Here is a 26,019-nt window from a genome sequence, read left to right as displayed (position 1 = left end):
CTACCACAAAGTTGACCTTGTGGTCGCTTGTTCAATGTTTCCGGCGGCCTATCAGCCGCGGCTTCGCCTCCAGGCCGTCCAGGCCGTGCCAGGCCAGGTTGACCAGGTGGGCCGCCACCTCCTCCTTCTTCGGGCGGCGGACGTCCAGCCACCACTGGCCGGTGAGGGCGACCATGCCGACCAGGGCCTGGGCGTACAGCGGGGCGAGCTTCGGGTCGAAGCCGCGGCGCTTGAACTCGCGGCCCAGGATGTCCTCCACCTGCGTGGCGATGTCCGAGATCAGGGACGCGAAGCTGCCTGTTGACTGGGGGATGGGGGAGTCGCGGACCAGGATGCGGAAGCCGTCCGTGTACTCCTCGATGTAGTCGAGGAGGGCGAAGGCCGCCTGCTCGCAGAGTTCGCGGGGATGGCCGGCCGTGAGGGAACTCGTCACCCCGTCCAGGAGGCGGCGCATCTCGCGGTCCACCACCACCGCGTACAGCCCCTCCTTGCCGCCGAAGTGCTCGTAGACGACGGGCTTGGAGACGCCGGCCTTCGCCGCGATCTCCTCCACCGACGTCGCCTCGAAGCCCTTCTGGGCGAACAGGGTGCGGCCGATCTCCAGCAACTGGGCCCGCCGCTCCGCACCGGTCATCCGGGTACGGCGGGCGCGCCGCGGCTTTTCATTGCTGGGTGTGCTGGAGTCGACCACGCCGTCAATCATGCCGCCTCGGCGGTCTCCGCCTCGCGTCGGTCGCCCTTCCCGTCCTGGTTGCGCCGGGAATCGATACGTGAGCGTGACGGCCATCGCACGTCGTACGCCCAGCCGAACCGCTCGAACCAGCGGATGAGACGGGCCGAGGAGTCCACCTGGCCGCGCTCCACACCGTGCCGGGCGGACGTCGGGTCCGCGTGGTGCAGGTTGTGCCAGGACTCGCCGCAGGACAGCACGGCCAGCCACCACACGTTGCCCGAACGGTCACGCGACTTGAAGGGCCGCTTGCCCACCGCGTGGCAGATCGAGTTGATCGACCAGGTCACGTGGTGCAGCAGGGCCACCCGGACCAGGGATCCCCAGAAGAAGCCGGTGAACGCGCCCCACCAGGACATCGTCACGAGCCCGCCGATCAGGGCCGGGAGCGCGAGGGACAGGCCCGCCCAGAGGAGGAACTGGCGGGAGATCGTGCGGAGCGCGTTGTCCTTGATCAGGTCCGGCGCGTACTTCTCCTGCGGCGTCTGCTCCTCGTCGAACATCCAGGCGATGTGGGCCCACCACAGGCCCTTCATCAGGGCCGGGACCGTCTCGCCGAAGCGCCACGGTGAGTGGGGGTCGCCCTCGGCGTCGGAGAACTTGTGGTGCTTGCGGTGGTCGGCCACCCAGCGGACCAGCGGCCCTTCGACGGCCATGGAGCCTGCGATGGCGAGCGCGATGCGCAGCGGCCGCTTCGCCTTGAAGGCGCCGTGCGTGAAGTAGCGGTGGAATCCGATCGTGATCCCGTGGCAGCCGAGGAAGTAGAAGAACACCAGCAGGCCGAGGTCCAGCCAGCTCACGCCCCAGCCCCAGGCCAGCGGAACCGCCCCGAGGACGGCCAGGAACGGGACGGTGATGAAGAGGAGCAGGGTGAGCTGCTCGATCGTGCGCTTCTTCTCGCCGCCCAGCGTGGCGGAGGAGGGTGCGGGGTCTTCGTCGGGCGCCCTCGGGGCGTCATCGATCACATCGGAACTTGTGGTCATGGGGCGTCCCCTGTGGGGTCGAAGAGGGTGGGTGTGGCCGGTAACCGCGCCTGCGAGTAGCTGAAAACAGTGCCTACGGTTCCGTAACCTACGGCATCGTAAGTATGGCAGCGCGTTTACTCGGGGCAAGAGCCCGAGAGACTGCACGTCCGGATGGACACCTATCCTTGGTCTCGGTCGGACAGCGCGGTCCGCTCTGTTTCTTCCCGGATGCCCGGCCGCTGATGCGGCACCTGCCGCCTCGGGCTGACGGGTTCCCCTCCAGACGAGCTTCAACACTGCAAGGAGCCGCACCTGTGAGCAGTGCCGACGACCAGAGCACGACAACCGGCAGTGAGCTGCGCGCCGATATCCGCCGCCTCGGCGATCTGCTGGGCGAGACCCTCGTACGGCAGGAGGGACCCGAGCTTCTCGAACTGGTCGAGAAGGTCCGCCGCCTCACCCGGGAGGACGGCGAGGCCGCCGCCGAGCTACTGCGCGGCACCGAACTGGAGACGGCGGCCAAGCTGGTCCGTGCCTTCTCCACCTACTTCCACCTGGCGAACGTCACCGAGCAGGTGCACCGCGGCCGCGAGCTGCGCGCCCGGCGCGCCGCCGAGGGCGGACTCCTCGCCCGTACGGCGGACCGGCTGAAGGACGCCGACCCCGAGCACCTGCGTGCCACCGTGCAGCACCTCAATGTGCGCCCCGTCTTCACCGCGCACCCCACCGAGGCGGCCAGGCGCTCGGTCCTCAACAAGCTGCGCCGCATCGCCGCCCTGCTGGAGACCCCGGTCATCGAAGCCGACCGGCGCCGCTACGACACCCGTCTGGCCGAGAACATCGACCTGGTCTGGCAGACCGACGAGCTGCGGGTCGTGCGCCCCGAACCGGCCGACGAGGCCCGCAACGCCATCTACTACCTCGACGAGCTGCACGCCGGCGCCGTCGGAGACGTCCTGGAGGATCTGACCGCGGAACTGGAGCGCGTCGGCGTCCAGCTCCCCGAGGAGAGCCGCCCCCTCAGCTTCGGCACCTGGATCGGCGGCGACCGCGACGGCAACCCGAACGTGACACCGCAGGTCACCTGGGACGTCCTGATCCTCCAGCACGAGCACGGCATCAACGACGCGCTCGAACTGATCGACGAACTGCGCGGCTTCCTCTCGAACTCCATCCGCTACACCGGCGCCACCGAGGAACTGCTCAGCTCCCTGCAGACCGACCTGGAGCGGCTGCCCGAGATCAGCCCCCGCTACAAGCGTCTCAACGCCGAAGAGCCCTACCGGCTCAAGGCCACCTGCATCCGGCAGAAGCTGGAGAACACCAAGCAGCGGCTCGCCAGGGGCACCGCCCACGAGGACGGCCGCGACTACCTCGGCACCGCCGAACTGCTGCGGGACCTCGCCCTCATCCAGACCTCGCTGCGCGAGCACCGGGGCGCCCTGTTCGCCGACGGCCGCATGAACCGTACGATCCGTACGCTCGCCGCCTTCGGCCTCCAGCTCGCCACCATGGACGTACGGGAACACGCCGACGCCCACCACCACGCGCTCGGGCAGCTCTTCGACCGGCTCGGCGAGGAGTCCTGGCGCTACGAGGACATGCCGCGCGAGTACCGGCACAAGCTGCTCGCCAAGGAACTGCGCTCCCGCCGGCCCCTCGGGCCGACGCCGGCGCCGCTGGACGCGGCCGGACAGAAGACCCTCGGAGTCTTCGAGACGGTCAAGAGGGCCCTCAAGGTCTTCGGACCCGAGGTGATCGAGTCGTACATCATCTCGATGTGCCAGGGCGCCGACGACGTGTTCGCCGCCGCCGTGCTGGCCCGCGAGGCCGGACTCCTCGACCTGCACGCGGGCTGGGCGAAGATCGGCATCGTGCCGCTCCTGGAGACGACCGACGAGCTCAAGGCCGCCGACACCATCCTTGAGGACATGCTGTCCGACCCGTCCTACCGGCGGCTCGTGGCCCTGCGCGGCGACGTGCAGGAGGTCATGCTCGGCTACTCCGACTCGTCGAAGTTCGGCGGCATCACGACGAGTCAGTGGGAGATCCACCGCGCCCAGCGCCGGCTGCGCGACGTCGCCCACCGGTACGGCGTACGCCTGCGGCTCTTCCACGGCCGCGGCGGCACCGTCGGCCGCGGCGGCGGCCCCTCGCACGACGCGATCCTCGCCCAGCCCTGGGGCACCCTGGAGGGCGAGATCAAGGTCACCGAACAGGGCGAGGTCATCTCCGACAAGTACCTCGTGCCGTCGCTGGCCCGCGAGAACCTGGAACTGACCGTCGCGGCCACCCTGCAGGCCTCCGCGCTGCACACCTCCCCGCGTCAGTCCGACGAGTCACTCGCCCGCTGGGACGCCGCCATGGACGTCGTCTCCGAGGCCGCGGAGGCCGCCTACCGCCGCCTGGTGGAGGACCCGGACCTGCCGACGTACTTCCTCGCCTCCACACCGGTCGACCAGCTCGCCGACCTGCACCTGGGCTCGCGGCCCTCCCGCCGCCCCGGCTCGGGCGTCTCGCTCGACGGCCTGCGCGCCATCCCGTGGGTGTTCGGCTGGACCCAGTCCCGGCAGATCGTCCCCGGCTGGTTCGGCGTCGGCTCCGGCCTGAAGGCCCTGCGCGAAGCCGGCCTCGACAGCGTCCTGGACGAGATGCACGAGCAGTGGCACTTCTTCCGCAACTTCATCTCCAACGTCGAGATGACGCTCGCCAAGACCGATCTCAGGATCGCCCGCCACTACGTCGAGACCCTCGTCCCCGAGGAGCTCCAGCACGTCTTCGCCACCGTCGAGGCCGAGCACGAACGGACCGTCCGCGAGGTGCTGCGCATCACCGGTGAGACCGAGCTCCTCGACGCCCACCCGGTGCTGAAGCAGACCTTCACCATCCGCGACGCCTACCTGGACCCGATCTCGTACCTCCAGGTCGCCCTCCTCAAGCGTCAGCGCGACGCGGCCGCGGCCGGCTCCGAGCCGGACCCGCTGCTGTCCCGCGCCCTGCTCCTCACGGTCAACGGCGTGGCGGCGGGCCTGCGCAACACCGGCTGACCGGACCGGCAGCAGTTCGGCAGCAGTCCAGTCCAGCGCGAGAGGGCGGCTGAAGGTCCGTACGGACCTTCAGCCGCCCTCTCGCGTACACAGAGTGCCAGGAGTACTCAGAGTGCCAGGAACGCGGCCGTGACCAGCGCCAGGCCCGAACCGCCGAGCACCCACCCCAGACGGCTCATGCGCAGGCCGCCCGCCACCACCACCGAAGCGAGCATCAGCGCGCCTCCCAGCGGCGCCCAGGCGTAGAGCAGGCCACCGGTGCCCGTACGGACGACCTCGTCACTGCCGGGCTTCACCACGACCGTGTACGTGCGGCCCTTCTCCACGGCCACCTCGCTGTCGAGGACGACCAGGTCCCGCGCGGTGGACTCCTCCGACGCGGGCCGGTACGGACCCGTGCACCGGTCCTCGGCACACTTGGTGACCGTCATCGTGCCGCGCTCACGGCCCTTGGTCAGCATCACGTGCTGGGCGGTCCCCCAGGAGGCCCAGACACCCGCGATCAGGATCAGCACCGCGACCGTCCCCATCGCCGCGAGTTGCCCGAACCGCAGCGCCGCGACCGCGTTCCGACGGGAGGCAAGGGCAGGCATGGCGGCGATCCTTGGCCATGGCACTGCGCTCGGTCAACTCGGGTGGGAGACAAGTCCCGTGTTGTACGGACCTTTCAGCCGCCCGAGCCCCTTGAGAGCCCGCAGCGCCCGCAGCGCCCTGAGCACTCCGACCCGCCCGGTCGTCTCACGAGTTGTACGTCGACTGGGCCCGCTCCAGGCCCTCGATGACGAGACACTCCGCCGCGTCCGCCGCCCGGTCCACGAAGTAGTCCAGTTCCTTGCGCTCCGCCGACCCGAAGTCCTTCAGGACGAAATCGGCGACCTGCATACGCCCCGGCGGGCGCCCGATGCCGAAACGGACCCGGTGGTAGTCCGGACCCATCGCCTTCGTCATCGACTTCAGGCCGTTGTGGCCGTTGTCGCCGCCGCCCAGTTTCAGCCGCAGCACCCCGTGGTCGATGTCCAGCTCGTCGTGCACGGCCACGATGTTCGCCGTCGGCACCTTGTAGAAGTCCCGCAGGGCTGTCACCGGGCCGCCCGACAGGTTCATGTACGACATCGGTTTCGCCAGGATCACCCGGCGGTTCAGCGGACCGGGTGGCCCGATACGCCCCTCGATCACCTGGGCCTGCGCCCGGCCGGCCCGCTTGAACTTGCCGCCGATCCGCCCGGCAAGGATGTCGGCCACCATGAAGCCCACGTTGTGGCGGTTCATGGCGTAGTCGGGGCCGGGGTTGCCCAGTCCCACGATCAGCCATGGGGCGCCTGGTTCCGTGGTCACGTCCGTCACGTCCGTTACTCCCATGGGTCCTTGACCGGCTGTCCTGGGCCGGCTGTCCTTGTCGGCAGCCGCTGTCCGGCCGTCGGTGTCCGGCGGATGCGCACCGGCCGCCACCCCCGAAGGAGCGGCGGCCGGTGAACAGTGATCCGGTGCGGGTGCGGGTGCGGGATCAGGCCTCGGTGGACGCGTCGGCCGCGTCGTCCGTGGCCTCCTCCGCCTGGGCGGCCAGAACCTGCAGCACGACCGCGTCCTCGTCGATGGCCAGGACGGTGCCCTCGGGCAGCGGGATGTCCTTGGCGAGGATGGCGGCACCGGCCTCCAGGCCCGCGATGGACACGGTGACCGACTCGGGGATGTGCGTGGCCTCGGCCTCGACCGTCAGCGTGCTCAGCACGTGCTCGAGCAGGAACGCGCCCGGGGCCAGGTCGCCCTCGGTGTGCACGTAGACCTCGACGGTGACCTTCTCGCCGCTCTTCACCAGCAGCAGGTCGACGTGCTCGAGGAAGCCCTTGATGGCGTCACGCTGGACGGCCTTCGGGATCACCAGCTGGGTCTTGCCCTCGACGTCCAGGGTCAGCAGGACGTTCGGGGTACGCAGGGCGAGCTGGAGCTCGTGGCCCGGCAGCGTGATGTGGAGCGGCTCGCCGCCGTGGCCGTACACAACGGCGGGAACCTTGCTCTCGCGGCGGATGCGGCGCGCGGCACCCTTGCCGAACTCGGTGCGGGTCTCGGCGGCGATCTTGACCTCGGACATGGTCACTCCTCGTAGTACAGGGGAAGCCAGGGAAGATAAGTCACCCGGCCGAACCATCGGCCTGCTACGAAGAGCGCGTCGATAACGGACCGCCGCACCAAAGAGTGCGGCCTCCCTCGCCGAGCAACTGTGGCAGCTTACGCGGCGGGGAGGCCGTACAAGAAATCGATCTACGCGGGCCCGTAGCGGGCCGGGGGCCGGCTACTCGTCGAAGAGGCTCGTCACCGAGCCGTCCTCGAAGACCTCACGTACCGCGTTCGCGATCGTCGGCGCGATCGAGAGCACTGTGATCTTGTCCAGTTCCAGCTCTCCCGGAGTGGGCAGCGTGTCCGTGAAGACGAACTCGCTGACCTTCGAGTTCATCAGACGCTCCGCGGCCGGGCCCGACAGCACACCGTGCGTCGCCGTCACGATGACGTCCTCCGCGCCGTGCGCGAACAGCGCGTCCGCCGCGGCGCAGATCGTGCCACCCGTGTCGATCATGTCGTCGACCAGCACACAGACCCGGCCCTCGACGTCACCCACGACCTCGTGCACGGTGACCTGGTTCGCGATGTCCTTGTCACGGCGCTTGTGCACGATCGCCAGCGGCGCGCCCAGCCGGTCGCACCAGCGATCGGCCACCCGCACCCGGCCGGCGTCCGGCGAGACCACCGTGAGCTTCGAGCGGTCCACCTTGTGGCCCACGTAGTCGGCGAGCAGCGGCAGTGCGAACAGATGATCCACCGGACCGTTGAAGAAGCCCTGGATCTGGTCGGTGTGCAGATCGACCGTCAGAAGGCGGTCCGCACCGGCCGTCTTCAGCAGGTCGGCGATCAGACGCGCCGAGATGGGTTCACGCCCACGGTGCTTCTTGTCCTGACGGGCGTAACCGTAGAACGGCATGATCACGGTGATGCTCCGGGCGGAAGCCCGCTTCAGAGCGTCGATCATGATCAGCTGTTCCATGATCCATTTGTTGATCGGGGCCGTGTGGCTCTGGATCAGGAAGCAGTCGGCGCCGCGGGCCGACTCCTCGTAGCGGACGTAGATCTCACCGTTGGCGAAGTCGAAGGCCTTCGTCGGGACGACCCCGACACCCAGCTGGTGGGCGACCTCCTCGGCAAGCTCGGGGTGGGCGCGGCCGGAGAAGAACATCATCTTCTTCTCGCCGGTCGTCTTGATCCCGGTCACAGCACTGTCTCCTCAGAGGTGTCTCAGCTGGATGTCGAGATGTGCTCTCAAGTGCGGTCTCGTGCCCTCAAGCGCGGTCTCAGCTGGATGTGCGGGTGTTCGTCTATCACGGTACGCCGAGTCCGGCCCGACCTTTTCCGGTCAGCTTTCGCCGCCGGCCTCCCGGGACGTCGCTTCCGCTGCCCTCGCGGCGGCGCTCCCCGGACGCTTCCGGGCCACCCAGCCCTCGATATTCCGTTGCTGGCCGCGGGCCACGGCCAGCGAACCGGGCGGCACATCCTTCGTGATCACGGATCCGGCGGCGGTGTACGCGCCGTCCCCGATGGTGACAGGAGCCACAAACATGTTGTCCGAACCCGTCTTGCAGTGTGACCCCACCGTCGTGTGGTGCTTGGCCTCACCGTCGTAGTTCACGAAGACGCTCGCGGCCCCGATGTTGGAGTACTCGCCGATCGTCGCGTCACCGACGTACGAGAGGTGCGGGATCTTCGTGCCCTCGCCGATCGAGGAGTTCTTCGTCTCCACATATGTACCCACCTTGGCCTTCAGCCCGAGGCGGGTGCCGGGACGGAGATACGCGTAGGGGCCCACGTTCGCCTGGGGGCCGACCTCGGCGCCGTTCGCGACCGTGTTGTCGACCCTCGCGCCCGCGCCCACCGTGGTGTCGTTCAGGCGGGTGTTGGGGCCGACCTCGGCGCCCTCGCCCAGGTGCGTGGCGCCCTGGAGCTGGGTGCCGGGGTGCACGATCGCGTCCTGCTCGAAGGTGACGGTGACGTCGACCCATGTCGAGGCCGGGTCGACGACGGTCACGCCCGCGAGCATCGCGTCCCGCAGCAGACGGTCGTTGAGGATGCGGCGGGCTTCCGCCAGCTGTACCCGGTTGTTGATGCCGGCGATCTCGCGGTGGTCGCCCGCCACGGCGGCGCCGACGCGGTGCCCCGCCTCCCGGAGGATGCCGAGGACGTCCGTCAGGTACTCCTCGCCCTGGCTGTTGTCCGTACGGACCTTGCCGAGCGCGTCCGCGAGGAGCTGCCCGTCGAACGCGAAGACACCGGAGTTGATCTCACGGATCGCGCGCTGGGAGTCGGAGGCGTCCTTGTGCTCGACGATCGCCGTCACGGCTCCCGAGACGTTGTCGCGGACGATACGGCCGTAGCCGGTGGCGTCCGGCACCTCGGCGGTCAGCACGGTGACCGCGTTGCCGTCGCCCGTGTGCGTCGCGGCGAGCTTCTGGAGCGTCGCGCCGGTGAGGAGGGGGGTGTCCCCGCAGACGACCACGACGGTGCCGTCGACGACGCCGCCCAGTTCCTCCAGGCCCATCCGCACGGCGTGCCCCGTGCCGTTCTGCTCGGCCTGGACGGCCGTCCGTACACCCGGAGCGGTCCCGGCGAGGTGCGCGGTGACCTTCTCGCGGGCGTGACCCACGACGACGACCAGTTTGTCGGGGTGCTCGGGGTCCAACTCGCCCGCGGCGGCGAGTACATGGCCGACGAGGGAACGGCCGCAGAGGTCGTGCAGGACCTTCGGTGTGGCCGACTTCATACGGGTGCCCTCACCCGCTGCGAGAACGACGACGGCTGCGAGTGGGGTATCCCCTGCTCCGGAGCCGAGAGCTTGGGGAGGGTTGGCGCTCACGGGAATGCCCTTCGGCTACTGGTGTCTGGGGTGCGGACATCCGCAGGATACCGGGGCGTTTCAGGGGCGACATGAGAGCGGGCCCTGACAGTGCTGTCAGGGCCCGGAGGTGAGCGGCTCCCCCATCAGGATTCGAACCTGAACATACGGTACCAAAAACCGCAGTGCTGCCTGATTACACCATGGGGGATCGAAGCAGGCTAAACCGGGCATCCGGTCGCATCGCCAAATCGATACCCAACACTATGCCGTACCAAGACCCTTCGGTGCGACGGTACAAGTCCGCGCTCCTGGGGGTGCGCGTCATGGCGGACACCGATCACGCGAGGGCCGCCGGTCCCGGCGGAATGTGGGCTTCCGGTGTCGAACGGGCGCCGATTCGGCAGTTCGAGGGATAACGGCCGGTTTCGCTTCTGTTCGATTACGGGGAGTGGTGTAGGCCAGTACGGGAAACTCGCCGGAAATGGGGCGGGGGGCGACCGTAGGCTGGGGACATGACCACGACGGGGGAAGACGGCACCGCGGCCTTGACCGGGCCGTGGTGGTGGGCGAGGTGGCGCAGTGCGGTGCTCGACGGAGGCCTCGCGCTGGTGTCGTCCGTGGAGTGCGCGATAGAGGGGTTCCCGTTCGCGGGGGCGGCGGGGGTGCCGGTGCCCGCGGGGATGCTCTTCGGGGCGGTCGCCGGGTCCGTGCTGCTGTTCCGGAGGCGGTGGCCGATCGCCGTCGTCCTGGTGTCGATCGCCATCACGCCTGCCCAGATGGGGTTCCTGATGGGGCTCGTGGGGCTCTACACGCTGGCGGCGTCCGAGTCGCCCCGGCGGATCATCGGGGCGCTCGCGGGCATGTCGATGGTGGGGATGCTCATCGTCACGTATGTGCGGGCGTACCAGGGGATGGCGCGGGGGGGCATGGGGCTGGGGGACTGGTCCGTGCCCTTCGTGTCCATCACGACCTCGCTCGGGATGACCGCCCCGCCGGTGCTGCTCGGGCTGTACGTGGGGGCCCGGAGGCGGTTGATGGAGAGTCTGCGGGAGCGGGCCGACTCCCTGGAGCGGGAGTTGCAGCTGCTGGCGGAGCGGGCCGAGGAGCGGGCGGAGTGGGCGCGCAACGAGGAGCGGACCCGGATCGCCCGTGAGATGCACGACGTCGTCGCGCACCGGGTGAGTCTGATGGTCGTGCATGCCGCCGCGCTGCAGGCGGTGGCCCGAAAGGATCCGGAGAAGGCCGTGAAGAACGCCTCACTCGTGGGTGACATGGGGCGGCAGGCGTTGACCGAGTTGCGGGAGATGCTGGGGGTGCTGCGCAGGGGCGACGGTGCGGCGCAGGGAAGCGGGTTCTCGTCGGTGCAGGCGCAGGCCTTGCCGCTGGCGGCTGTGGGGGCCGCGGCGGCGGCGGCCGCGTCCCGGGCCGTCGACGAGGAGTCGGGGGAGGGGCCCTGCCTCGATGATCTGGAGGAACTGGTCGGGCAGTCCGCCGCCGCGGGAATGATCGTCGATCTCTCCGTGGAGGGGGCGGCGCGGGTGTACGCGGCGATGGTGGAACAGACCGCCTACCGCGTGGTGCAGGAGGCGTTGACCAACGTCCACAAGCATGCGGCGGGGGCGAAGACCCGGGTGCGGCTGGCGCACCGGGGGGCGGAGATCGCGATGCAGGTGGAGAACGGGCCGCCGCCCGAGCCGGGGGCCGCGTCCGACGCCAGGCTGCCCAGTGGGGGGAACGGTCTGCTGGGGATGAAGGAGCGGGTCGTCGGTCTCGGCGGCGTGTTCGTGTCCGGGCCCACGGACGCGGGCGGCTTCCGGGTGTCGGCGGTCATTCCGGCGCAATAGCGAGCCGGGGTTCACCGCTGTCGGGGCCCGCTCGGCTGTCGGCTCAACTGTCCGCTCGGCCGTCGGCTCGGATGCCGGGGCCTGCTCAGTTGCCGGAGCCGGCTCAGCCGGCTGTCAGGCGTACCGGTTCCCGGCCCGCGACGAGGGTGGTCAGGGCCTGGCCGATGTCGCTGCCCAGATACCAGTCGCCCGTGTGGTCCAGGATGTAGACGCGGCCCTCCGTGTCGATGGCCAGCAGGGCTCTGCTGTCGGTCTCCTCGCCGAGGGGAGCCACTTCGGTGCCCAGGGCTCTGCCGAGGTCGGCGAGAGTACGGGCCATGTGGAGGCCGTGGAGGGGATCCAGGTGGAGAGGGGACGGGGCGATCTGCCGGCCGGTCTCGATCGTGGTGACGCGCAGCCCGCCGAACTCCGCCCATGCCTCCACCGCCGCCGGGAACACGGCGTGGCGGTGCCCGGCGGTGGACTCGTGGTTGCGCAGGGCGTCGGCCCAGAACTCGGCCTGCCTTATGTCCCAGCGGCCCGGTAGCCATCCGGCGGAGCGCAGCGCTGCATCGACCGGGACGGAGAAGCGGGTGGTGGCGGTGCGGTCGGTGTGCATCTGCCCTTCGCGATCGTTCTGAGCTGCCGGGTGGATTCCCGGTCGGCTTCTTCGGGTGGCGCCGGTGACGCCTTCGTACGGGTGCGGGACCGGGACCGTGCGGGTGCTGGACCGTGCGGCCGCGGGCCCTGTCATTTCTCCTGGGCGGTCGGGTCGACGATGCGTACGCCGAAGTGGGCGCTGAGTGCGGTGCAGGCGCGGCAGGGCTGCGCGAAGCTGCCGTGCAGCGGGTCGCCGTCCTCGCGGATGCGGCGGGCGGTCAGTTTTGCCTGCTTGAGGGATTTCCGGGCCTCGCCGTTGGTCATGGGTTTTCGAATGGCTCGTTTGGAGCGGGCGGTGTCGGCCGCGGCGAGGTGACGGGAGATGAGGATCACCTCGGCGCAGCGGCCGGTGAAGCGGTCGCGCTGGCCGCTCGTCAGGGTGTCGAGAAAGTCCTGCACGAGGGGGTGCAAGGGCGGCGGCTGGTCGCCGCGGCCCGCTGTGCCGGTGAGCGTGGCGCCGCGTACGGACAGAGCGGCCGCGATGGTGGGAAGTATGCCGTCGCGGCGGTGGAGGAGAACCGGGGCGCTGGGCACCTCGGTGCTGCTCCAGCCGACCCGCGGATCCCCGGACGTACCCGTCTGCGTTGCGCTCATTGTCCCGTTCCCTCCCAATAGAGCCTGTGTCCGAACTCCGGTCGGATCGGCGCACGCCGTCTGGTGCGTGCGCCAGGCCGGGGTTCAGACGCAGGCTCTTACCGCATCCCCCGGTGCTCGGACAGAGTGCCAAACTCCGTGGCTGGTGCGGAAGCTGGGGCGCTGCGACACGCGATGTCCTCGTCGTACCGTCACGGCCCGATGACGGCAGGTCACGGAAGCGGAGGACCCTTGGCCGGTACGGGACAGGAGGCCCGGTGACCGGTGTCGCTCCACCGCATAGGCTGTCGACATCCGCGATCCTTCAGAACGCCGCAGGGGGCAACCGCCATGACGACAGGTCGGCTCGGGCAACAGGCCGCGCCGCCGAACGCGGCCTATACCGGGCAGGTCGTGCACTTCCCGGATCCGGTCCGGGCGGCACGTCACCCGAGAGGGGTACGTGTCGACGAGGCCGGCTACCCGGACTTCTCGTTCTATGCGCGTGCGATCGCCGAGATCGCCGAGCCGCCCGAGGGGTTCGGCGTCGACGAGCTGCGGCTGACCGACTACGTGTCGGCGAACGCCGCCCTGGCGGCTTCCGGGCACGACCTGTGGGACACCATCCCGGCCGTCGCGACTCCGCACGGCTGGACCTGGCATCACGTCCCGCGGACCCGCCGGCTGGAGCTGGTGCCGGTCGAGGTGAAGGCGTTGCTGCGGCATCACGGCGGGCTCGCCACCGCGGCGGTCGACCAGGACAAGCGGGGCACCCGGCCACTGCAGGAGACCCGGCCCGCGCACTTCGGGCTGCCGAAGGCGGCGGTCGCCGTGACCGAGCAGCAGGTGCTGGCGGCCGAGGAGGATCTCGGGTACCGGCTGCCGGGCGCGTACCGGTCCTTCCTGAAGGCCGCCGGCGGGTGTGCCCCGGCCGGGGCCGCGCTGGACGCCGAGCTGGGACTGCTGGTCGATCAGCCGTTCTTCACGGTGCGGGACGAGGCCGCCGTCAACGACCTCGTCTACGTCAACAAGTGCCTGCGGGACCATCTCACCAAGGACTATCTGGGAGTCGGGTTCGTGCAGGGCGGGCTGCTCGCGGTGAAGGTGAAGGGCGAGCGGGTCGGCTCCGTGTGGTTCTGCGCGTACGACGATGCCCGTGACCAGGACGCGTGGCCGCCCGCGGAGCGCGTACAGCGGCTGCTGTTGCCCTGTGGTGACGACTTCGATCAGTTCCTGTCCCGGCTCGCGGGCAATCCGCCCGAGCTGGCGACGGTGGCGAACCTGATGGTGGACGGCGGCTTCGCGCGGGCCATGCCGGTGTCCACCGTGTCTTCGGTGGGGGAGTGAGCGTCCGATGGTGACCTTCGCGCAGGCGCAGGAGCGCGCGGAAGAGTGGATCAACGGGGAAGTGCCCGGTTACCAGCACCGTGAGGTGCGGGTCCGGGAGTTCGATCTCGGGTTCGTGGTGTGGGCGGAGGACCGGGCCGACGGTCCGCGTTCCGACGGCGGCGCCCAGCGGCTCGTCATCGCGCGCGACAGCGGGGAGGCCACGCTGTGGCCCTCGCTGCCGGTGGGCGAGGTGATCCGCCGGTACGAGGAGGAGTACGGGCTCCCGGACGCGGTGCCCGACCAGGCGCCCGCGCCTCCCGCGCGCGTCGACCTCAACCAGACGTCGTTCCTGCTCACTCCGCCGGAGTGGCTGCAGGAGGCGGCGGACCGGATGGGGGTTCCGGATCACCGGGGAAGGCCGCCCGGCGGGTCCTCGGGCGGGGCTGCGGCCGGTTCTTCGGGCGCACCTTCGGGCGGGGCCGGGTCCCAGCCCGAAGACGCCGTTCCTCCTTCCGACGCGGTTCCTCCTGCCGTCGCCGCTGCCGCGGCCGTTCCCCCCGCGGATGCCGTTCCTCCCGCCGCTGCCACTCCTCCGGTCGATGCCGCCCCTGCCGGTCACGGCGGTGCCGGGGGCTCGCTGCCCCAGACGTTGCCGGGACCAGCCGCCGGTTCGGGGGCCTCGTCCGGCACGGGCGCGCCTGCCGCTCCGGGCGGCGGCACGGCGTGGCCCGCCGCCGGCGGGGACGGGCCCGCCGGCCCCGGGCTGCCCGCCGACGCGACTCCGTGGGCCGGTACCGACACCAACGCCGAAGCGGGGGACGACCGTTCCGTGCCGCTGCCCGCGACGGTGTACGCGCGGCAGATCCGGGATGTCGGGGACGGCGCCACGCCGCTCCCGCCCGAGACCGCACCCGAGGCCAGGACCAAGCTGATCTCGGGAGGCAGCCAACTGCCGCGTACCGCCGTCGCGCCCGCGCTGGGCGATCCGCAACCGCCCGCGTTCCCCCAGGGTCCGGGCGCGCCGGGCACCGCGCCCCAGGGACCGGCGGCGCCCGGTGCGACGCCGCCCGCGCCGCCCGCGCCGTCCTCGTACGGCCACCCGCAGAGTGCCGGTGCCGGTACTACGCCCCCTCCGGGCGCGCCTTCCTACGGCTATCCGCAGGGTGCCCCGCAGCCGCCCGCCGCTGCCCACACACCGCAGTCGCCGCCCGCTTCGAGTGCGCAGGGTCGGCCGCTGCCGTCCAACGCCGGTGACATCGCGGACGCGGCGACCAGCAAGGCGCAGTCTCCGCCGCGTGGTGCGCGGGGCGCGGGCGCGCCCGGTACGCCGCCGCCTCCCGGGGCACCCGGTACGCCGGGTGCGCGGCCGGGTGGTCCGGCCCCGGCGTCGGGGCCCGGTGCGCCGGGCGCACCGGCCGGTGGGTATGTGCCGACGCAACTCGTCTCGCAGATCGGCCCCGACGGGCCGGAGGGTCTCGCGGGTCAGGGTCAGGGTCAGGGTCAGGGTCAGGGTCCAGGTCCGGGTGCCGGTCCAGGTGCGCCTGGCGCTCCGGGCCGGCCGGGCGGGCCCGGAGCCCCGCAGCCTCCGGGTGCCCCTGGCGCTCCGGGTGCCCCAGGTGCCCCCAACCCGCCCGGCGGTACGTCCTCCGGTGGGGTCCACCATGCCGCGACCCAGCTCGCCGGTCCCGCGATCGGCGGCCCCGGTGCTCCGCAGCCTCCAGGCGCCCCGGGTGCTCCTGGCGTTCCCGGTGCTCCCGGCGTGCCTCGCGCTCCGGGTGCCCCCAACCCGCCCGGCGGTACGTCCTCCGGTGGGGTCCACCATGCCGCGACCCAGCTCGCCGGTCCCGCGGTCGGTGGTTCGGGCACCGCTCCGCCGCCTCCCGCTCCCGGCGCGCCCGGCATGCCTCCCGGGGGCCCCGGCATGCCGCCGCCCGCCCCGCACCAGCCGTTCCCGGGCCAGCAGTCGTTCCCGGGTCAGCCGATGCCGGGTCAGTCCCTGCCCGGTCAGCAGCCCCCGGCCTACGGTTACCCCCAGCAGGCTCCGCCCACGGTCGGCCCGGGCTACCAGGCGGTTCTGCGCTACCGGGCCCAGGACGGCAGTGAGCAGCAGCTGATCCGGCGGTCCGCGCCGGGCACCCCGCACCCGGAGTGGCAGATCCTGCACGAGCTGCGGGCGATGAACGTGCCGCCGCAGCAGGTGCTGGAACTGCACACCGAACTGGAGTCCTGCGAGCTGCCGGGCGCGTACTGCGCGCGGATGATCCGGGAGAGCTGGCCGCAGGCGAGGATCACGAGCATCGCCTCGTACGGCACCGACCATGCGAGCCGTCAGCAGGGCATGGCCCAACTGCTCGCGCACCAGGGCGAGCTGCACCAGGTCGCGGACGGCCCGGCGAGGCCGGGACCCGTACGGGCGCCGTTGCCGCCGGTGCAGTCCGTGCCGCCGATTCCGCCGGAGGCGATCGGGCAGGAGCTGGCGGCGGCCTTCGGTCCTGGCGTGTTCCGGTTCGACCAGGCTGCGGTGTCCCGGCAGGGCGTGCCGCCGATCGTGGCGCACACCCTGGTGGTGGCCGGACTGCCCGTCGACATGAACCCGTTCTTCTGGGCGCAGGCCCAGCCGGGCCGTCCGGTGCCGACGCTCGCCGAACTGGCGCAGGAGCGTGGGGTGCAACCGGGCGCGGACGCCGGCTCGTACCTCGTCATGGGCAGTGACTTCGGCAGGGCGATCTGTGTCCAGTACGGGACGGCGAACATCGTGGCCGTGCCCGTGGAGGCGGGCCCCGGCGGTGCTCCCGTACCGCCGCAGTTCGTGAACACGGGGCTGCCCGAGTTCGCGCGCAGCCTCGCGCTGCTGGGCCGTATGTGGCGGCTTCGCTTCGGACTCAACCAGGAGCAGGCGGGGCGCTGGACCGTCGACTTCCAGGCGCAGTTGGCCGCGATCGACCCGGCGGCCCTCGGGTCGCCGGAGAGCTGGTGGTCGGTGCTGCTGGAACAGATGTGGGACGGCCTGCTCTGACGCTTCACCGAGCATGGTGAGAGGGCCGAGCCCGGTCGACCGACCGGACCCGGCCCTTTTTCTGTCGTCCTTCTGCCGTCCTTCTGCCGTCCTTCTGTCGTGGTTCTGTCGTTGGTGGGGTGCCCTGCTGGGGCACGCGGCGGAGTGTCGCATTATGCGCACTTCCGTCTGATCCGCCAGGATGTGCGGCACATGCGGTGCATCACGGTGTACGACGTACGCCGCGCACCGTAGTCGCACGCCGGAGAGGGGATTCGAGGATGAGCAGCGCATCGGTGTCGACTCAGGGCTTCGAGGTCGTACGGGGGCGTGGTTACCGTCCCGAGCAGGTCGACGCGTACGCCGCGGTGCTCTCGGCGGGCCGTGACGCCGCCTGGGAACGGGCCGCCCGACTGACCGTGCTGGCCAGGGAGATGGAGGCCGAGGCGCTGCGGCTGCGCGAGGTCGTGACGGAACTCGCCCCCCAGACGTACGAGCTGCTGGGCGACCGGGCCCGGCAACTCTTCGAGCTGGGGGAGGAGGAGGCCGCGGCGGTGCGCGAGAGCGCGCGGCAGCAGGCGCGCCAAGTCGTGGAGGAGGCGGAGGCGGCGGCCGGGCGGGTGCGCGCGGCAGCGCGGGCGGACGCCGACGAGGTGCGCGCCGAGGCCGACGACCGGGCCCGGCACGGGCTGCTCGCCGCCCAGACCGAGGCCGACGAGATGAGGATCTCCGCACGGCGCGAGGTGAAGGAGGCCCGCGGTGAGGCGCTGGCCGCGCTGCGCGAGACGCGGCGGCGCAGCGAGAACCTGCTCGCCGAGCAGGAGAAGGAGCACGCCGAGCGCTGGGAGAGGGCCGGGTGCGAGGCCGCCGAACGGGAGACCGCGCTCGACGTGCACCACGAGGAACTCGTCGCGCGCGCCGAGTCGGGTTCGGCCGAGGCGGGACGGGCCCTGGCCGAGGCCGAGGAGTCGGCCCGCCACCTCCAGGAGGACGCGGACGCCCGCGCCGCCGAACTCCTCGCCGAGGCCCGGGTCCAGGAGGAGCGCATCGCCCGCGAGACGGAACGGGTCCTGCGCGAACACGGCGAGCAGTGGGACAACGTACAGGCCCACATGGACCATGTGCGCAGCAGCCTCGCGGCGCTGACGGGGCGGGCGGCGGCCGAGTAACACTCACGCGTCCGCCGCCCACTGCCCGCTGCATACGTCCCTGCCGCCCACCGTCCGCTGCATACGTCCCTGCCGCCCACCGTCCGCTATACGTACCCGCCGCCCGCGCGGCCACCGCTCACGCGCCCACCGCCCACGAACCCGCCCGCGAAGGTTCGTTCACTCCTTGCGTACGGCTCCCGCGAGGATCCAGCCCTCCACGGCCTCGTACTGCTTCCGGTGTTCCTCCACCTTCCTGCGGCCCGAGGCCACCGTGCCGAGCCAGCCGAGGGCGAAGCCCAGCGGGATGGAGACGAGGCCGGTCGTGGTGAACGGGAACCAGGTGAAGTCGTGGTCGGGGAACGCGGAGACGGGGGAACCGGAGACGAGGTTCGTGCCGGTCATCAGGATGAGCGTGCCGAGTGAGCCGCCGATGAGCGTGCACATGAGACCCGCCCGGGTGTAGCGGCGCCAGAAGAGGCTGTAGACCAGTGCGGGGGCCAGGGCCGAGGCGCCCAGGCAGAACGACAGCGTGACCAGCGGCTGCAGGCTGTGGTGCTGGACGAGCGTGGCCAGCACGATCGCCGGGATGCCGACCGCCACCGCGGACACCCGGGCCAGCGTCATCTCGCGACGCGGCGAGAGCTGGGCCCTGCCGTGCGCGAAGACGTCGTGGGCGAGGGAGTTGGCGCAGGCGAGGATCATGCCGGCGACGGAGGCGAGCACCGTCAGGAAGAGCGCGGCGGTGACGGTGGTGAAGAGGAACGTCTCGGCAGTCGAGACGTCCGCCCCGAACGCGGCCCGGGACCCCAGCAGATACGCCGTGTTGCCCTGTGGGTCCGCGGCCGCGATCGCCTCCCGCCCGATCAGCGCCGTCGCTCCGAAGCAGACGACCGTGATGACGAGGACGAACAGGGCCACGGCCGGCACCGCCCAGGACATCGACCGGCGCACCTGGCGGGCGCTGCCCGCCGTGTACATGCGCATGGTGATGTGCGGCAGGCAGGCCCCGCCCAGTACCACCGTCAGCTCCGAGGTGATCATGTCCAGGCGCGGGCTGGGTCCGCCCGAGAACTGCAGACCGGAGTTGAGGAACGCGGACCCCGCACCACTGTTGCGCGCCGCCTGGCCGAACAGGCTGCCGAGGTTCCAGTCGAACTTGTTCAGGATGAGTACGGCGATGACGGCACCGGAGCCGAGCAGCATCACGATCTTCATGATCTGGATCAGCGCGGTGCCCTTCATCCCGCCGATCGCCGCGTAACTGATCATCAGGATGCCGAGACCGACGATGCAGCCCGTCTTCAGCCCGTCGCTGGAGAAACCGAGGATGAACGCCAGCAGGTCGCCGGTGCCCGCCAGCTGTACGAGCATCAGCGGGAGCAGCGCGGTCAGCGTCGCCGCGCACGCCGCGATCCGTACCGACCGGCCCGGCATCCGCCGCGCCAGGGCGTCGCCCATGGTGAACCGGCCCGCGTTCCGCAGGGGTTCGGCCAGCAGGAACATCAGGAGCATGAGGGACAGCGCGGTGCTCAGGGCGAGTACGACCCCGTCGTACCCGGCGAGCGCGATCACGCCGCCCGTGCCGAGGACCGACGCGGCGGAGATGTAGTCACCGGCGATGGCAAGGCCGTTGCGCATCGGGGAGAGGCTGCCGTAGCCGGTGTAGAACTCGTCGAGGTCGTCCCGGTCGGGGCCGGTCATCACGCAGAGCAGCAGGGTGATGGTGGCCACGACGGTGAACGCCACCAGGGACATCGCCTGGGCGGAACTGCTGAAGCCGGTCATCGGCGTCCCTCCGCCCGCTTGGCGTCCAGCTCGGCCTGCTTCCTGAGGCGCTCGGCGATCGGGTCCACGCTCCTGCGGGCGGTGTACTCGTACAGCGCGATCGCCGCACAGGTGACGGGGACCTGGAGCAGTCCGAGTAGCAGTCCGAGGGGCAGCCCCTCGGTCACCTCGCCCGTCATCAACGAGGGCGCGGTCGCCGACAGGACGAGGAACAGCGTGAAGTAGCCGAGCGCCGCCAGAGTCGCCACGCGCCGCTGCCAGCGGTACGCGGTGCGCAGGTGGCGGATGTCGCTGTGCTGTCCGAGTGCGGCGTGCCGGGAGCGTTGCGGCCCGACGGGTTCGGGCTCCGGCTGCTGTGGGTCCCATTGTGGGTCCCAGTGGTAGGTGGAGTAGGGCGGGGACGAGTCGTAAGACATCCCGGTTCTCCTTGCGTGGCTCCGGTCCGGTGTGGACCGCAGAGATCGGGGTGAGCGACCGCAGGCTACCCGCAGGTAGCCAAGCGAAGCGAGGGTTTCACCAGACTGGCTGGTCGGTATGCGCTTACTACGCTGACCTGGGGTGTTACCCGCATCGCGCCCTTTACATCTGCCGCACTTTGTTCGCGTTCTGCCCTGCCTGAGACCTATCTGAGTTCTACCTGAGCCCTGCCTGAGGGGGAACGGTGAAGGTCGCGTGGACGGCGCTCGGAAGCCCCCTGGTCCCCGGGGTTCTTCTAGTCCCCGGGGTTCTTCAGCACCGGGAAACGGCGGGGGGCCACGAACAGCAGGACCAGGAAGGCGACTCCGGCCGCGCAGGCCGCGCCGAGATAGACGGAGTGGACCGCCTCCGCCACCGCTCGGCGCACGTGCTCGGCGGGCGCGCCCGACTCCAGGGACGTGGTCACCGAGTCCAGGTCGCCCGCACCGCCCAGCCGGGAGGCCAGCACCCCGTTGGCGACAGCGCCGAAGAGGGCGGCGCCGATCGTCTGACCGGTCTGGCGGCAGAAGAGGACGGAGGCGGTGGCCGTGCCGCGCTCCGCCCAGTCGACGGTCGCCTGGACGCCGATGAGCAGGGGGAGTTGGAAGAGCCCGAGCGCCCCGCCGAGGAAGAACATCAGCAGGGTGGGCTGCCAGGCCTCGCCGGGGTAGGGCAGGAAGGGGAAGGCGAGCAGGATCAGCGTGGCCGTGCCGATGCCGAGCATCGCCGTGTTGCGGAAGCCGATGCGACGGTAGACGTGCTGGCTGAGGGCCGCCGACACCGGCCAGCTCAACGTCCATACGGAGAGCACGAATCCGGCGGCGACGGGGGCGAGGCCGAGCACCGACTGCGCGTACGTGGGGAGGAAGACCGTCGGGGCGACCATGAGCAGGCCCAGGGCGCCGAGTGCGAGGTTCACGGCGGCGATGGTCCGGCGGCGCCAGACCCAGCCGGGGATGATCGGCTCGGCCGCCCGGCGTTCGACGAGTACGAGGACGGCTATGAGCCCGAGTCCCGTGCAGAACAGGGCCATTGAGGGCGCCGACAGCCATGGCCAGGCGACGCCGCCCTGCACCAGGGCCGTGAGGAGTACGCCGCCGCAGGCGAAGACGGTGAGCGCGCCCGCCCAGTCGATGCGCGGCGGGCGCGCGGGGGCGGCCCGCTCGGGCTCGTGAAGGTGGCGGATCAGGAGCCAGAGGGCGACCGCGCCCAGCGGCAGGTTGATGAGGAAGATCCAGCGCCAGTCGGCGTACGTGGCGAGTACCCCGCCGAGCGCCGGGCCTGCGACCGCCGAGGTGGCCCACACCGTGGACAACTTGGCCTGGATCTTGGGCCGTTGCTCCAGCGGGTAGAGGTCGGCGGCGAGCGTCTGGACCGTGCCCTGGAGGGCGCCGCCGCCGAGGCCCTGGACGATGCGGAACGCGATCAGCGAGGCCATGTTCCAGGCGAGCGCGCAGAGCAGCGAGCCGAGGAGGAAGAGGACGCAGCCGACGATCAGCACCGGCTTGCGGCCGAAGGTGTCGGAGAGCTTGCCGTAGACGGGCAGCGTGACGGTCACGGCGAGCAGATAGCCGGAGAACAGCCACGAGAAGACGGAGAAGCCGCCGAGGTCGCCGACGATCTGCGGGACGGCGGTCGACACGATCGTGGCGTCGAGCGCGGCCAGACCCATACAGAGCATCAGAGAGGCGACGACGGCCCGGCGCCCGCGCGGAGTCGGGGGGTGATCCGGCGTCGCCTTCCGTATGCCGGGTGTCGCGCTGTCCACCGGATGCCTCCCCCATGTCCCGGGGATCTGATTCATTCCCCTTGCATCTATTGGCCGTTGCACACTCTCCCACTTGAGCCTCACGTCGCGGGAGGGTGGACGCTGAGTGCGTTCAAGGGTGGAGGCACCCCTGAGAGGGAGTCCACCGCTGGGTGGACAGCCCCTAGGGGAGACCTCGGTACTTCGGCTCGGGGAGGGTTCGTCCCGCCGGAGGACGAGACGGGGCGAGGCCGTCCTTAGTCTGGCTTTATGCCGCTGAGGGCGGTGTCCCGCACCTTCGGGGGTGGGGTTTTCCCCAGCAAAAGACTGCGCTGGGCACCAGCGCGGGGGACCGCCCCGGCCACGAGACTTGTCGTTGTAACCACACGGCGCGACCGCTCAATGTGAACAACCGCAGATCGTCACTGTCCTGTCAGTGACCGACTTAGGAGACATACCGTGACATCGGCTGTAACCATTCCCAGGCACGGGGGCACTGGAGAGCGTACGGCCGTTGCCGCGCGGGCACGGCAGGTCGTCAAGGCGTACGGGTCCGGGGAGACCCGCGTCGTCGCCCTGGACCAGGTCGACGTGGACATCGCGCGGGGCGGGTTCACCGCGATCATGGGCCCCTCCGGGTCCGGCAAGTCCACGCTGATGCACTGCCTCGCCGGGCTCGACACCGTCTCCTCCGGACAGATCTACCTGGACGAGACCGAGATCACCGGGCTCAAGGACAAGAAGCTCACGCAACTGCGCCGGGACCGGATCGGCTTCATATTCCAGTCCTACAACCTGCTGCCGACGCTGAACGCCCTGGAGAACATCACGCTGCCGATGGACATAGCAGGCCGCAAGCCGGACAAGGCCTGGCTGAACCAGGTCATCGAGACCGTCGGGCTCTCCTCCCGCCTGAAGCACCGGCCGAACCAGCTCTCCGGCGGCCAGCAGCAGCGCGTCGCGGTGGCCCGGGCACTGGCCGCGCGACCCGAGATCATCTTCGGTGACGAACCGACCGGCAACCTCGACTCCCGGGCCGGCGCCGAGGTGCTGGGCTTCCTGCGCCGCTCCGTCGACGAACTCGGCCAGACCATCGTGATGGTGACGCACGACCCGGTCGCCGCCTCCTACGCGGACCGCGTGCTGTACCTGGCCGACGGGCGGATCGTCGACGAGATGCTCAGGCCGACCGCCGACGCCGTCCTCGACCGCATGAAGGACTTCGACGCCCGGGGGCGCACGTCATGACCGTCTTCAAGACCTCGAGGCGCAACTTCTTCGCACACAAGGGACGCATGGCCCTGTCGGCCGTGGCGGTCCTGCTGTCGGTGGGCTTCGTGTGCGGCACGCTCGTCTTCACCGACACGATGAACACGACCTTCGACAAGCTCTTCGCGACGACCTCGTCCGACGTCACGGTCTCCCCCAAGGGGGCTTCGACCAACGACACGCCGCAGAACGGCAAGCCGGAGTCGCTGCCCGCCTCGCTCGTCGAGCGGACGCAGAAGGCGGACGGCGTCACGTCGGCCGAGGGTGCCGTCAGCTCGCTGAACGTGACCGTCGTCAACAGTGACAACAAGAACATGGGGTCCACCACCGGCGCCCCGACGATCGCGGGCAACTGGACGAAGAACGACCTGCGTTCGATGGAGATCACCTCCGGGCACGCCCCGCGCGGCCCCACCGAGGCGATGGTCGACGCCGACACCGCGGACAAGCACCACCTCAAGATGGGTGACGAGCTGCGCACCATCGCCGTCACCGGTGACTTCAAGGCGAAGATCGTCGGCATCGCCACCTTCAAGATCACCAACCCCGGTGCCGCCATCGTCTACTTCGACACCGCCACCGCTCAGCGCGAACTGCTCGGTTCCACAGACCGGTTCACACAGATCAACGTCACAGCCGCCTCCGGCATGACCCACACGCAGCTCAAGCAGAACGTCTCCCAGGTCCTCACGGGGTCCGACGAGGCGCTCAAGGTCCAGACGCAGAAGGAGCTCTCGGACGAAGGCCAAGAGGGCATCGGCGAGTTCATGAACGTCATCAAGTACGCCATGCTCGGCTTCGCCGGGATCGCCTTCCTCGTCGGCATCTTCCTGATCATCAACACCTTCTCGATGCTGGTCGCCCAGCGCACCCGTGAGATCGGCCTGATGCGGGCCATCGGCTCGTCCCGCAAGCAGGTCAACCGGTCCGTGCTTTTCGAGGCACTGTTCCTCGGTGTCGTCGGCTCGATCCTGGGTGTCGCCGCGGGCGTCGGCATCGCGATCGGCCTGATGAAGCTCATGTCGATGGCGGGCATGAACCTCTCCACCGCCGACCTGACGGTGAAGGCCACCACCCCGGTCATCGGCCTGGTCCTCGGCGTCGTCGTCACCGTCCTCGCCGCCTACCTGCCGGCCCGCCGCGCCGGCAAGGTCTCCCCGATGGCCGCACTGCGCGACGCCGGTACGCCGGCCGACGGCAGGGCCGGCTGGATACGCGGACTGATCGGCCTGGCCCTCACGGGCGCCGGTGCCGCCGCACTCTTCACGGCGGCCGGCGCGGACAAGGCGAGCGAAGGCGCGACGATGCTGGGCGCCGGTGTGGTGCTCTCGCTGATCGGCTTCGTCATCATCGGCCCGCTGCTCGCGGGCGGCGTGGTCCGGGCCCTCAGCGCGGTCCTGCTGCGCGCCTTCGGCCCCATCGGGCGCCTCGCCGAGCGGAACGCCCTGCGCAACCCGAGGCGTACGGGGGCCACCGGAGCGGCCCTGATGATCGGCCTCGCGCTGGTCGCCTGCCTCTCCGTGGTCGGCTCCTCCATGGTTGCCTCCGCGACGGAGGAACTCGACAAGTCGGTCGGCACGGACTTCATCGTCCAGGGCAACCAGCGGATCGTGCCGCAGGCCCAGAAGGCCATCGAGTCGACACCGGGCATGGCGCACGTCACCAGCTACAAGATGGTCGAGGCGAAACTGACCTCGCCCGACGGCAAGACCGAGAACAGCGACGTCACGGCCGCGGACCCGACGTACGTGAGTGACCTGCGCCGCGAGACGATCGCCGGTGAGCTGTCGGCGGCGTACGGCAAGAACGCGATGTCGGTCGGCTCCCTCTACGCCAAGAAGCACGGCATGCGGGTCGGCGACACGATGACCGTCGCCTTCAAGGGCGGGCAGACCGCGAAGCTGAAGGTCGCGGCGATCACGGACGACGACACGGCCCTCGACAAGGGCTCGCGCTACCTGAACATCACCACGCTGGAGCAGTATGTCCCGGCCGACAAGATGCCGCCGAACGACATGATGTTCGCCACCGCCAAGGACGGCCAGGAGAAGACGGCGTACGCGGCCATCAAGAAGGCCCTGGACCCGTACCCGCAGTACCAGGTCCGTGACCAGACCGACTACAAGCAGGAGCTCAAGGACCAGATCGGCCAGCTCCTGAACATGGTCTACGGCCTGCTGGCCCTCGCGATCATCGTGGCGGTCCTGGGCGTCGTGAACACGCTGGCCCTCTCGGTCGTCGAGCGGACCCGGGAGATCGGCCTCATGCGCGCCATCGGCCTCTCCCGCCGCCAGATGCGCCGCATGATCCGCCTGGAGTCGGTCGTCATCGCCCTCTTCGGAGCGCTGCTGGGCCTGGGCCTGGGCATGGGCTGGGGCGCCACCGCCCAGAAGCTCCTCGCCCTGGAGGGCCTGAAGGTCCTCGACATCCCCTGGCCGACGATCATCGGAGTCTTCGTCGGATCGGCCTTCGTGGGCCTGTTCGCGGCGCTGGTGCCGGCGTTCAGGGCGGGACGGATGAACGTGCTGAACGCGATCGCCACGGATTAGCTGCTGCTGGCTCGGCGGTGTGTGGGCGGCCCGGTGCCGCCGAGTCTTCGGACTCGGCGGC

The 26,019-nt window shown here is 70.5% G+C and carries 19 protein-coding genes and 1 tRNA gene; 7 read left to right on the top strand and 13 right to left on the bottom strand.

The genetic code is table 11. The annotated features are described in order from the left end of the window. Positions 1-31: 31 nt before the first annotated feature. Together AB0D14_RS38245 and AB0D14_RS38240 are read right to left on the bottom strand one after the other, a co-directional pair. Positions 32-703 (bottom strand): TetR/AcrR family transcriptional regulator, encoded by a 672-nt coding sequence (locus AB0D14_RS38245; protein ID WP_362788007.1) that lies wholly within the window; start codon positions 701-703, stop codon positions 32-34. Next, a complete protein-coding gene (locus AB0D14_RS38240) occupies positions 700-1,713 on the bottom strand; it encodes a fatty acid desaturase (protein ID WP_362788005.1) in 1,014 nt (337 codons plus the stop codon). Before AB0D14_RS38240 ends, AB0D14_RS38245 begins: the two co-directional genes overlap by 4 nt. 296 nt (positions 1,714-2,009) lie before the next feature. Here AB0D14_RS38240 and ppc point away from each other — a divergent pair, with 296 nt between their 5' ends. Next, entirely contained in the window at positions 2,010-4,742 is a 2,733-nt protein-coding gene (gene ppc, locus AB0D14_RS38235) for a phosphoenolpyruvate carboxylase (protein ID WP_362788002.1), read from the top strand. Positions 4,743-4,849: 107 nt separating this feature from the next. On the opposite strand, the gene AB0D14_RS38230 is transcribed toward ppc, so the two are convergent. The 6 genes from AB0D14_RS38230 to AB0D14_RS38205 form a co-directional block, all read right to left on the bottom strand. Then, positions 4,850-5,335 (bottom strand): hypothetical protein, encoded by a 486-nt coding sequence (locus tag AB0D14_RS38230; protein WP_362788000.1) that lies wholly within the window; start codon positions 5,333-5,335, stop codon positions 4,850-4,852. Between the two features lie 145 nt (positions 5,336-5,480). Then, entirely contained in the window at positions 5,481-6,101 is a 621-nt protein-coding gene (pth, locus tag AB0D14_RS38225; RefSeq protein WP_362787997.1) for an aminoacyl-tRNA hydrolase, read from the bottom strand. Positions 6,102-6,246: 145 nt separating this feature from the next. Beyond that, positions 6,247-6,831 (bottom strand): 50S ribosomal protein L25/general stress protein Ctc, encoded by a 585-nt coding sequence (locus AB0D14_RS38220; RefSeq protein WP_362787995.1) that lies wholly within the window; start codon positions 6,829-6,831, stop codon positions 6,247-6,249. A 201-nt stretch (positions 6,832-7,032) separates the two neighbouring features. Then, positions 7,033-8,004: a ribose-phosphate diphosphokinase gene (locus tag AB0D14_RS38215; protein WP_362787992.1), complete on the bottom strand. Its 972-nt coding sequence runs from the start codon at positions 8,002-8,004 to the stop codon at positions 7,033-7,035. A gap of 141 nt (positions 8,005-8,145) precedes the next feature. Next, positions 8,146-9,639, bottom strand: a complete 1,494-nt coding sequence (gene glmU, locus AB0D14_RS38210; RefSeq protein WP_362787989.1) for a bifunctional UDP-N-acetylglucosamine diphosphorylase/glucosamine-1-phosphate N-acetyltransferase GlmU — start codon at positions 9,637-9,639, stop codon at positions 8,146-8,148. Positions 9,640-9,756: 117 nt separating this feature from the next. Next, positions 9,757-9,829, bottom strand: a tRNA-Gln gene (locus AB0D14_RS38205). Positions 9,830-10,133: 304 nt separating this feature from the next. Here AB0D14_RS38205 and AB0D14_RS38200 point away from each other — a divergent pair. Next, on the top strand, positions 10,134-11,465 hold the full coding sequence (locus AB0D14_RS38200) for a histidine kinase (RefSeq protein ID WP_362787986.1): 1,332 nt from the start codon (positions 10,134-10,136) through the stop codon (positions 11,463-11,465). A gap of 103 nt (positions 11,466-11,568) precedes the next feature. Here the strand turns inward: AB0D14_RS38200 and AB0D14_RS38195 are convergent, their stop codons facing one another. Together AB0D14_RS38195 and AB0D14_RS38190 are read right to left on the bottom strand one after the other, a co-directional pair. Beyond that, positions 11,569-12,063 carry an SUKH-3 domain-containing protein gene (locus tag AB0D14_RS38195; protein ID WP_362788067.1) on the bottom strand — a complete coding sequence of 165 codons (495 nt, stop codon included), beginning with the start codon at positions 12,061-12,063 and terminating at the stop codon, positions 11,569-11,571. A 131-nt stretch (positions 12,064-12,194) separates the two neighbouring features. Next, positions 12,195-12,698 carry a YwqJ-related putative deaminase gene (locus AB0D14_RS38190; RefSeq protein ID WP_362787983.1) on the bottom strand — a complete coding sequence of 168 codons (504 nt, stop codon included), beginning with the start codon at positions 12,696-12,698 and terminating at the stop codon, positions 12,195-12,197. A gap of 330 nt (positions 12,699-13,028) precedes the next feature. On the opposite strand from AB0D14_RS38190, the gene AB0D14_RS38185 reads away from it, so the two are divergent. The 3 genes from AB0D14_RS38185 (at position 13,029) to AB0D14_RS38175 (ending at position 18,170) form a co-directional block, all read left to right on the top strand. Continuing rightward, complete coding sequence (locus AB0D14_RS38185; protein WP_362787980.1) at positions 13,029-14,024, top strand: SMI1/KNR4 family protein; 996 nt, start codon at positions 13,029-13,031, stop codon at positions 14,022-14,024. A gap of 7 nt (positions 14,025-14,031) precedes the next feature. Next, complete coding sequence (locus tag AB0D14_RS38180) at positions 14,032-17,022, top strand: SUKH-4 family immunity protein (protein ID WP_362787977.1); 2,991 nt, start codon at positions 14,032-14,034, stop codon at positions 17,020-17,022. Positions 17,023-17,282: 260 nt separating this feature from the next. Beyond that, positions 17,283-18,170 carry a cellulose-binding protein gene (locus tag AB0D14_RS38175; protein ID WP_362787975.1) on the top strand — a complete coding sequence of 296 codons (888 nt, stop codon included), beginning with the start codon at positions 17,283-17,285 and terminating at the stop codon, positions 18,168-18,170. Between the two features lie 159 nt (positions 18,171-18,329). Here AB0D14_RS38175 and AB0D14_RS38170 read toward each other — a convergent pair whose 3' ends face one another. The 3 genes from AB0D14_RS38170 to AB0D14_RS38160 all read right to left on the bottom strand — a co-directional run bounded on the left by AB0D14_RS38170 (position 18,330) and on the right by AB0D14_RS38160 (position 22,140). After that, entirely contained in the window at positions 18,330-19,937 is a 1,608-nt protein-coding gene (locus AB0D14_RS38170) for a cation acetate symporter (RefSeq protein ID WP_362787972.1), read from the bottom strand. Continuing rightward, positions 19,934-20,353 carry a DUF485 domain-containing protein gene (locus AB0D14_RS38165; RefSeq protein ID WP_362787970.1) on the bottom strand — a complete coding sequence of 140 codons (420 nt, stop codon included), beginning with the start codon at positions 20,351-20,353 and terminating at the stop codon, positions 19,934-19,936. Before AB0D14_RS38165 ends, AB0D14_RS38170 begins: the two co-directional genes overlap by 4 nt. A gap of 296 nt (positions 20,354-20,649) precedes the next feature. Beyond that, positions 20,650-22,140 carry an MFS transporter gene (locus AB0D14_RS38160; protein WP_362788064.1) on the bottom strand — a complete coding sequence of 497 codons (1,491 nt, stop codon included), beginning with the start codon at positions 22,138-22,140 and terminating at the stop codon, positions 20,650-20,652. A 459-nt stretch (positions 22,141-22,599) separates the two neighbouring features. Here AB0D14_RS38160 and AB0D14_RS38155 point away from each other — a divergent pair, with 459 nt between their 5' ends. Further along, positions 22,600-23,388 carry an ABC transporter ATP-binding protein gene (locus AB0D14_RS38155; RefSeq protein WP_362787968.1) on the top strand — a complete coding sequence of 263 codons (789 nt, stop codon included), beginning with the start codon at positions 22,600-22,602 and terminating at the stop codon, positions 23,386-23,388. Continuing rightward, positions 23,385-25,958 (top strand): FtsX-like permease family protein, encoded by a 2,574-nt coding sequence (locus AB0D14_RS38150; RefSeq protein ID WP_362787965.1) that lies wholly within the window; start codon positions 23,385-23,387, stop codon positions 25,956-25,958. The genes AB0D14_RS38155 and AB0D14_RS38150 overlap by 4 nt, the downstream gene beginning before the upstream one ends. Positions 25,959-26,019: the final 61 nt, after the last annotated feature.

Origin of the sequence: Streptomyces sp. NPDC048484 (genome assembly GCF_040651415.1) — a bacterium.
GTDB lineage: Bacteria > Actinomycetota > Actinomycetes > Streptomycetales > Streptomycetaceae > Streptomyces.
The sequence above is the reverse complement of the archived record's forward strand: the minus strand, read 5'-3'. Positions and strand labels throughout refer to the sequence as shown.